The sequence below is a fragment of the Microbacterium sp. UNCCL10 genome, assembly GCF_000746195.1.
GTDB classification, from domain to species: Bacteria; Actinomycetota; Actinomycetes; order Actinomycetales; family Microbacteriaceae; genus Microbacterium; species Microbacterium saccharophilum.
Window position 1 is genome coordinate 68,085 of record NZ_KN050821.1, and the last position, 8,021, is coordinate 76,105.

General features: G+C 73.9%; 8 protein-coding genes. 7 read left to right on the forward strand and 1 reads right to left on the reverse strand.

What is annotated here, in order from left to right:
- Positions 1-11: 11 nt before the first annotated feature.
- The 7 genes from BR85_RS14430 to BR85_RS14460 all read left to right on the forward strand — a co-directional run bounded on the left by BR85_RS14430 (position 12) and on the right by BR85_RS14460 (position 6,445).
- Positions 12-689: a response regulator transcription factor gene (locus tag BR85_RS14430; protein WP_028497272.1), complete on the forward strand. Its 678-nt coding sequence runs from the start codon at positions 12-14 to the stop codon at positions 687-689.
- Positions 682-2,046 carry a sensor histidine kinase gene (locus BR85_RS14435; protein ID WP_081782839.1) on the forward strand — a complete coding sequence of 455 codons (1,365 nt, stop codon included), beginning with the start codon at positions 682-684 and terminating at the stop codon, positions 2,044-2,046. Before BR85_RS14430 ends, BR85_RS14435 begins: the two co-directional genes overlap by 8 nt.
- Positions 2,047-2,102: 56 nt before the next feature.
- Positions 2,103-2,840 carry a hypothetical protein gene (locus BR85_RS14440; RefSeq protein WP_028497274.1) on the forward strand — a complete coding sequence of 246 codons (738 nt, stop codon included), beginning with the start codon at positions 2,103-2,105 and terminating at the stop codon, positions 2,838-2,840.
- Positions 2,841-3,547: 707 nt separating this feature from the next.
- Entirely contained in the window at positions 3,548-4,213 is a 666-nt protein-coding gene (gene tsaB, locus BR85_RS14445; protein ID WP_028497275.1) for a tRNA (adenosine(37)-N6)-threonylcarbamoyltransferase complex dimerization subunit type 1 TsaB, read from the forward strand.
- Positions 4,210-4,749, forward strand: a complete 540-nt coding sequence (gene rimI / locus BR85_RS14450) for a ribosomal protein S18-alanine N-acetyltransferase (RefSeq protein ID WP_081782840.1) — start codon at positions 4,210-4,212, stop codon at positions 4,747-4,749. The genes tsaB and rimI overlap by 4 nt, the downstream gene beginning before the upstream one ends.
- A complete protein-coding gene (tsaD, locus tag BR85_RS14455; RefSeq protein ID WP_028497276.1) occupies positions 4,749-5,807 on the forward strand; it encodes a tRNA (adenosine(37)-N6)-threonylcarbamoyltransferase complex transferase subunit TsaD in 1,059 nt (352 codons plus the stop codon). The genes rimI and tsaD overlap by 1 nt, the downstream gene beginning before the upstream one ends.
- Complete coding sequence (locus BR85_RS14460) at positions 5,804-6,445, forward strand: hypothetical protein (RefSeq protein WP_231478752.1); 642 nt, start codon at positions 5,804-5,806, stop codon at positions 6,443-6,445. Before tsaD ends, BR85_RS14460 begins: the two co-directional genes overlap by 4 nt.
- 34 nt (positions 6,446-6,479) lie before the next feature.
- Here BR85_RS14460 and BR85_RS14465 read toward each other — a convergent pair whose 3' ends face one another.
- A complete protein-coding gene (locus BR85_RS14465; RefSeq protein WP_028497277.1) occupies positions 6,480-7,685 on the reverse strand; it encodes a THUMP-like domain-containing protein in 1,206 nt (401 codons plus the stop codon).
- Positions 7,686-8,021 lie beyond the last annotated feature (336 nt).

Consider the following 8,021-nt stretch of genomic DNA (forward strand, 5'->3'; position numbering starts at 1 on the left):
AGACTCTGAGCATGCGCGTACTGCTCGTGGACGATGAGGTGCGCCTCGCCGACGGCGTGCGGCGCGGCCTGGAGGCCGAGGGGATGACGGTCGACCTCGCACACAACGGCGTCGACGGTCTCTGGCGCGCGCGCGAGCAGGACTACGACGTCATCGTCCTCGACGTCATGATGCCGAGCATGAGCGGCTACCGCGTCTGCGCGACGCTGCGCGCCGAGCAGATCTGGACGCCCGTGCTCTTCCTCACCGCGAAGGACGGCGAGTGGGACGAAGTCGAGGGCCTCGACACCGGCGGCGACGACTGGCTCACGAAGCCGTTCTCCTTCCCCGTGCTCGTCGCGCGACTGCGCGCCCTCGTCCGACGCGGTGCCCGCGAGCGTCCGGCGGTGCTGGAGGCCGGCGACCTGCGCCTCGACCCCGCCGCCCGCACGGTGCACCGCGGCGAGGTCGAGATCGACCTGACGGCCCGCGAGATCGCCGTGCTCGACTTCCTCCTGCGCCGGCGCGGCGAGGTCGTCACGAAGCTCGAGGTGCTCGACAACGTCTGGGCCGATGGCTTCGACGGCGACCCGAACATCGTCGAGGTGTACGTCGGGCGGCTGCGCCGGAAGGTCGACCGGCCCTTCGGGCGTGACGGCATCCAGACCGTGCGGGGGTCGGGATACCGGCTGGCGGCCGACGGTGGCTGACGCGTCGCGCCCGGCGCGCCCGTCGCGCCCGGCGCGCCGAGCGGATGCCGGCACGCCGCGGCGCTCCGCATCCCTTCGGACCCGCATCGTCGCGATCGCGGTCGCCGTCGTCGCCGTCGCCCTCGCCCTCGGCGCCGTCGGCGTCGTCGTGACCCTGCACCGCATGCTCACGACGCAGGTCGCCGAGCAGCTGCGCGGCGATCTGGAGGCCACGGCCGACGGCCTCCACGACGGCACGCTGGACCGCGCCTGGGTCGAAGGACGAGACGATGACGTCCTCGTGGCTTGGCACACCGGCGGAGACGTGGCCGTGAACGACGACGACGCGCGTGCCCTGCCGACTCCGGGGGAGGAGGCCGTCGCGGACGCGACCGTCGACGGCGAGCGGATGCTGGTGGTCGCCGAGCGTGTCGACGACGGGGTGCTCGTGTTCGCCCGCTCCATCGACGAGGCGACCGAGGCCGTCCGCACCACCGCCGCGCTCCTCGCAGTCGCCGTGCCGGTCGCCGTCGTGCTCATCGCGGTGGTCCTCTGGGTCGTCGTCACGCGTGCCCTGGCGCCCGTCGAGCGCATCCGGACGCAGGTGGACGGCATCGACGCGAGTGCCCTCGACCGGCGCGTACCCGCGAGCGGCCGCGGGGACGAGATCGACCGCCTCGCCGGCACGATGAACCGCATGCTCGACCGGGTCGAGGACGGCTATCGCGCCCGGCAGCGATTCGTCGGGGATGCCTCGCACGAACTTCGCTCACCGCTCGCGACGATCCGCCAGTTCGCCGAGCTCTCCCGGGCGCACCCCGAGGCTACGTCGCCCGGCGAACTCGCCGACGTCGTGCTGGCGGAGGGCGGCCGGATGCAGGACATCGTCGAGGGTCTGCTGCTGCTGGCGCGACTCGACGAGAACGCCGTGGCAACGGCATCCGTCGTCGATCTCGACGATCTCGCACTCGCCGAAGTGCAGCGCCTGCGCGGGCTCGGGTCGGTCCCCGTCGACGGGCGCGCGATCTCGGCGGCCGCCGTGCGCGGCGATGAGCGGCTGCTCGCGCGGGTCGTGCGGAACCTCGTCGACAACGCGGCGCGCCACGCGCGGACGACGGTCGCACTCGGTTGCCGGGTCGCCGACGGCCGCGCGATGCTGTGGGTCGACGACGACGGTTCGGGGGTCGCTGCCGCGGATCGGGAACGCGTGTTCGAGCGCTTCGTGCGCCTCGACGAGGCGCGCTCGCGGGATGCCGGCGGCAGCGGGCTGGGACTCGCGATCGTCCGCGAGATCGTCCGCGCGCATGGCGGCGAGGTGCGCGTCGAGGATGCGCCGTCGGGCGGCGCGCGGTTCGTCGTCGAACTCCCGGCGACCTGACAGCCTGTTCAGCGGAGTTCAGATCCGGTTCAGGGGTCGTGCGGGATCGTGGAGACATGAACAGCCACGACTCCTCCTCCGCAGACCGCACGCCCGCCGACGACCAGCCCACGCAGGACTTCCATGCCCCCGCCGCCGTGCCGGCGGCATCGGAGCCGGTACCCGCGGACGACACCGCCACCCGCCGCCGCTTCTCGCGGCCCGTGATGATCGGCGCCGCGGCGGCCGGCATCCTTCTCGTCGGCGGACTCGGCGCCGGCATCGGCTTCGCCCTCGCCGACCTCGACGACGATGACGACGTCCTCGAGGGCGCGCCGTCCTCGTCCAGCGCGACGGTCACGTCCGGCGACGACCGCGACGACGACGGTGAGGATGCCGTTGCGCCCGGCGCCCCCGCAAGCCCCGACGATTTCGTCGCCGCGATCGACAAGGCGATCACCGCCGCGGACGCCTCCGGCGCCACCTCGATCGAGCGTGAGGGCAGCGGCTGGTCGGTAGACGTCGTCCTCGCCGACGGCACGGAGGCCGATGTCCGCATCGCCGCCGACGGCGCCGCGACCGTTCGCCCCGACGACGACGGGAAGCAGAGCAATGACCCGCTCCTGGACACCTCCCGCGTCGCCGAGATCGCGGCGGCAGCGATTGCCGCGGCGGGCGGCGGCTCGATGGACGCGATCGAGACCGACGCCGACGACAGCCACGCCTTCGACGTGAGCGTCGACCTCGGTGGCGGCCGGGACGCCGACGTCGCGCTCAGCGAGACCCTCGAGGTCGTGCAGGTCGAGCAGGACTGACCTCGCGGCACGTCCAGGCCCCGCCGTCCCCCGACGGCGGGGCCTTCTGCATCAACCCCGGTGGTGCGCCCCGCCGCGCATTTCGCCCGCGCCAATGTGCGGGTCGCGGCGCCGAGCACCCGCATTTCGGCGCGGGCCAACGGCATCCACGTTCTTCGTCCGCGCCAATGTGCGGGTCCCGGCGCTCCGCACCCGCACTTCGGCGCGGGCCAACGGCATCCACGTTCTTCGTCCGCGCCAATGTGCGGGTCCCGGCGCCGAGCACCCGCACTTCGGCGCGGACCAACGGCATCCACGTTCTTCGCCCGCGCCAATGTGCGGGTCCCGGCGCCCGCCACCCGCATTTCGGCGCGGGCGAACCGCCACCCAGGTCGGCCACAGCTCGCGGGGTCGCGGAGTGGCGGCCGGCCAGGCAATACGCGGCGCGTGAGCACCCGAAAGTTCGCCCGCGCCAATGTGCGGGTCGCGGCGCCGAGCACCCGCACTTCGGCGCGGACCAACGGCATCCACGTTCTTCGCCCGCGCCAATGTGCGGGTCCCGGTGCCGAGCACCCGCACTTCGGCGCGGATGACCCCCACCAGCTACCCGGGCCACCCGTCGCAAGGCGCCGCCTCGCCCTGGACGTCCGGACTTCCGAGCGCTCCCGCAGCTCAGACCTCGAACCGACCCCGCAAGGCCCCGGACCCGCGGCGATTACCCTGGAGGGGTGATCCTCGGCATCGACACCTCCCTCGGCACGGCGGTCGCCGTCGTCGATCGCGACGGCGTCGTCCGGGCCGACGAATCCCGCGCCGACCCGCTCGGCCACGCGGAGGCGATCGGCGGCATGCTGCACGACGCCCTGGCCCAGGCCGCGCTCGGCCCGCTCGGCGCGACTTCCCCCGAGCCGATCGCCCTGACCGCCGTCGCCGCGGGCATGGGCCCCGGGCCCTTCACCGGCCTCCGCGTCGGCATCGCCGCGGCGCGGGCGTTCGCGCTGGGGCGCGGCATCCCGGTCGTCCCGGTCGCGAGCCACGACGCCGCCGCCCTCGCGATCCTCCTCGCCGACCCGTTCGCCGACCTGCCGCGCTTCGCGGTGGTCACCGACGCGCGTCGCCGCGAGCTCGCCTTCACCGTGTACGAGGGGGTCGACGACGACGGACTCCCGGTTCGCATCACCGAGCCGGCGCTCGCCCCGCGCGACGACCTCGACGCCCGCCTCGCCGAAGCCGGCGCGCAGCGCCGCGACGTCGACGCGATCTCCGGGGCGATGGTGGCCCTCGTCGCCGCGCGCGCCCTCGCCGCGGGCCGCGAGCTCGCCTCGACCGAGCCGCTGTACCTGCGGGCGCCGGATGTCACCCTGCCTGGCGCCAGGAAGAAGGTCGGCACGTGACGCTGCGCACCGCGACGGCATCCGATCTCGCCGCCATCATGGATCTCGAGCGCACCTCCTTCCCCACCGACGCGTGGAGCGAGGCGATGATGAGCGCCGAGCTCGCGTCGCCGCACGGCCGCTACGTCGTCGACGAGTCGGGCGGTCGCCTCCTGGGGTACGCCGGCGTGCGCGCCGTGCAGGGCGCGGGGGATGCCGACATCCAGACCATCGCGATCGCCGAAGCGGCGCGCGGGCACGGTCGCGGGCGCGCGCTTCTGACCGAGCTGCTGCGCACGGCGCACGAGCGCGGCGCCCGCGAGGTGTTCCTCGAGGTCCGCGCGGACAACCCCGTCGCCACCGCCCTGTACGCCTCGGAGGGGTTCACCGAGATCGCCCGCCGCCCCCGCTACTACCAGCCGGATGACGTGGACGCCGTCGTCATGCAGCTCGACCTCGCCGGGTGGGCGGCCCACGCCGCCGGCGGCGACGCGACGCCCGCGGACACCTCCACGCCGCAGCCGGCAGGAACGATCGATGGAAAGGGATGGTGCTGATGGGCCGCGCGGAGCCGCTCGTCCTCGGGATCGAGACCAGCTGCGACGAGACCGGCATCGGCATCGTCCGGGGCCGCACGCTGCTGAGCAACACGATCGCGAGCTCCATGGACGAGCACGCCCGCTACGGCGGCGTCGTCCCCGAGGTCGCCGCCCGCGCCCACCTGGAGGCGCTGCAGCCCGCCATCGAAGCGGCCGTCGCCGAGGCGGGCATCACGCTCGCCGATCTGGATGCCGTCGCCGTCACCTCCGGTCCGGGCCTCGCCGGCGCTCTCATGGTCGGCATCGGTGCCGCGAAGGCGCTCGCCGTCTCGCTCGACAAGCCCCTCTACGCCGTGAACCACCTGGTGGGGCACATCGCCGCCGACATCCTCACCGGCGAAGAGGTCCAGTACCCCACGGTCGCGCTCCTCGTGAGCGGCGGGCACACCTCGCTCCTCCTCGTGCGCGACCTCGTCTCGGATGTCGAGCTGCTCGGCGAGACGATGGATGACGCCGCCGGGGAGGCCTTCGACAAGATCGCGCGCATCCTCGGGCTGCCCTACCCGGGCGGTCCGGAGATCGACCGGGCGGCGGCCACCGGCGATCCGGCCGCGATCCGGTTCCCGCGGGGCATGTCGCGTGCCTCCGACATGGCCGAGCACCGCTACGACTTCTCCTTCTCCGGGCTCAAGACCGCCGTCGCGCGGTGGATCGAGCAGCGCGAGGCCGCGGGCGAGCCCGTGCCGGTCGGCGACGTCGCGGCATCCTTCCGGGAGGCCGTGGTCGACGTGCTCGTGACGAAGGCCCTCGACGCCTGCGCGCGCCACGACGTGCCGCGGCTGCTCCTCGGCGGCGGCGTCATCGCCAACCGCCGCCTGCGGGAGGTCGCCCTCGAGCGGGCCGCGGCGGCCGGCGTCGCGGTGCGGATCCCGCCGCTGTCGCTGTGCACCGACAACGGCGCGATGATCGCCGCGCTCGCCGCGGAGCTCATCATGAGCGGCCGCGCGCCCTCGACGCTCGCGTTCGGCGCCGACTCGACGCTGCCGGTGACGGAGATCCAGGTGGCGGCGGCATGAGCGACCCGACTCCCGACGAACGTCCGACCCAACCGGACGATCGGCCTGCGCTCCCGGAGCTGGACGCGTCGATCGTGGCCGCCCGTCACCTGTCGCCCGCACCGGATGCCGTGCCGCAGGCACCGGATGCCGTGCCGCCCGTGCCGGATGCCGCGCCGCCCGTGCCGGATGCCGTGCCGCAGGTGCCGGATGCCGTGCCGGCCGCGCCCGATGCGACTCCGCCTGTGCTGCGCCGGCCCGTCGTCGACGTGCCGACCGAAGACGTCGCCGTCGTGGGCGACGCCGCGCGCCTGCCGGGCGAGCATCGGGGCGGGTTCCAGCGCGCGATGACCGAACCCGTGCCCATCACGCAGCCGGTGCACACCGAGGTCCGCTGGGCCCCGCCGCCGCCGGCGCCGCTCCCGCGCAGCGCGGGTTGGGCGATGACGTTCGCGATCCTGGGGCTGCTGGTGTCGTTCCTCGTCGGGTGGGGCTTCCTCATCGGGCTCGTGGGAGCCGGGTTCGCGATCGTGGCGCTCCGCCGCCCGTGGGAGCGCCGGGGCGTCGCGCTCTGGGCGCTGTGCCTCAGCCTGCTCTCGCTCGTCTACAGCGCCGGCTGGCTCTGGTGGGCCTCGACGCAGGCCAACCTCGTCGGCTGACGCACGCTGCCGGCAGGCGGAGCGATCGACCGGATCAGACCCGGTCGGCGAGGATCGCCACCCGCCGCGCGGCCGACTTCGGGCCCACTCGCGTGAGGATCAGGGTCGCGGAGGCGTCACCGCGCAGCCGCAGCTTGCGACGGAACTGGGCGGGGTCGACGTCGACGCCGCGCTTCTTGATCTCGATCGTGCCGATGCCGTTGCTCGCGAGGGCGGCATTGATCGCCGGGACCTTCAGCGGCAGAACCTCGCGCACCCGGAACGTCTGCACGAACGGGCTCGTGAGCGCCGCCTCCGACGTCAGATAGGCGATTCCCTCCGCAAGCATGCCGGCCTGCAGATCGCGCGCGACCTCGCCGATCAGGCGGGCCCGGATGACGGCGCCCTCCGGCTCGTGCAGATAGCCGTCCACGGCGAGCTCGCGCACCTCCGCGTCGGGAGCGTCCGCCGCGGCCGTCAGTTCGTGCGCCGCACCTCCGCGGATGACGAGGGCGGCACGCCCCACACCGGGGCGGGCCAGCACACCCGACCAGACCACGAGTTCGATCGTCGACCCGTCGACGCTGATCCACTGCGCCTCCATGCCCGCCGGCACGCGGTCGCGGTCGAACGCCGGCCCGAGCTTGATGCCGGCCGGCATCCGCGCGGCGAGGGCGAACACCCAGTCCAGCGACGGCGACCACTCGTCCGCGCCCACGCGCGCGGTCTCGCTGTGCCCGGCCGAGCGGCGGGCCGGGTCGAGCCACACCGCATCCACCCCGTCGAGGTCCACGTCCTCGGCGCGGCTGCACCGCACTTCCACGGCCCCGCCGAACGGCGCGAGGTTGTAGGCGGCGAGGGCCGCCGTGATCTCGTCGGCGTCGACGGCCAGCACGTCCAGGCCGATGCCGGCGATGCCGAGGGCGTCGCCGCCGATACCGCAGCCGAGATCGGCGACCCGCGTGACGCCCGCGTCGCGGAACCGGCCGGCGTGCCGCGCGGCGACCTCCAGCCGGGTCGCCTGCTCGAGACCGGCGCGCGTGAACAGCATCCGATCGGCGAAGGTGCCGAACTTCGCCCGCGCCTTCGCGCGCAGCCGGGCCTGGCCGATGACCGCGGAGACGAGGTCGGGGGAGTGCCCGGCGCTGCGCAGCCGGGAGACGGCGGCGGCGACATCGGAGGACGATTCAGCGGCGTCGGTCTCATCGAGCAGGCGCAGACCTTCGGGGGTCAGGAGGGCGGTGAGTTCGGCCTGTTCCATCCGGCCAGCCTAGGCGGGACCCGCGGTTCCCCCATTCCCCGTGCGGCCCACCCCCTACGAACCCCGTGGGGTGGGGAGCCGGTGGGGGGACGGCCACCGATGCCACGGACCGCGGTCGCGGACGAGACTCGCTGCATCGGCGCAGGGGGCGCCCACAGGAGAGGATCCATAATGGCGGACAACAACGTCCTCAGCAGTGTCGACGAGGACAACTCGGACAACAGCGACAACTCGACCGACGACTCGGTCAACGGGTGGGCGAACAACTCGGACAACTCGTACACCGACAACAGCGACAACTCGGACAACTCCGACAACAGCGACAACTCGGACAAC

What these genes read in the sequence shown, in the direction of transcription:
- BR85_RS14430 (WP_028497272.1), top strand. Translation starts at nt 12, where the DNA reads ATGCGCGTACTGCTCGTGGACGATGAGGTGCGCCTCGCCGACGGCGTG.
- BR85_RS14440 (WP_028497274.1), top strand. Translation starts at nt 2,103, where the DNA reads ATGAACAGCCACGACTCCTCCTCCGCAGACCGCACGCCCGCCGACGAC.
- tsaD (WP_028497276.1), top strand. Translation starts at nt 4,749, where the DNA reads ATGGGCCGCGCGGAGCCGCTCGTCCTCGGGATCGAGACCAGCTGCGAC.
- BR85_RS14460 (WP_231478752.1), top strand. Translation starts at nt 5,804, where the DNA reads ATGAGCGACCCGACTCCCGACGAACGTCCGACCCAACCGGACGATCGG.
- BR85_RS14465 (WP_028497277.1), bottom strand. Translation starts at nt 7,685, where the DNA reads ATGGAACAGGCCGAACTCACCGCCCTCCTGACCCCCGAAGGTCTGCGC.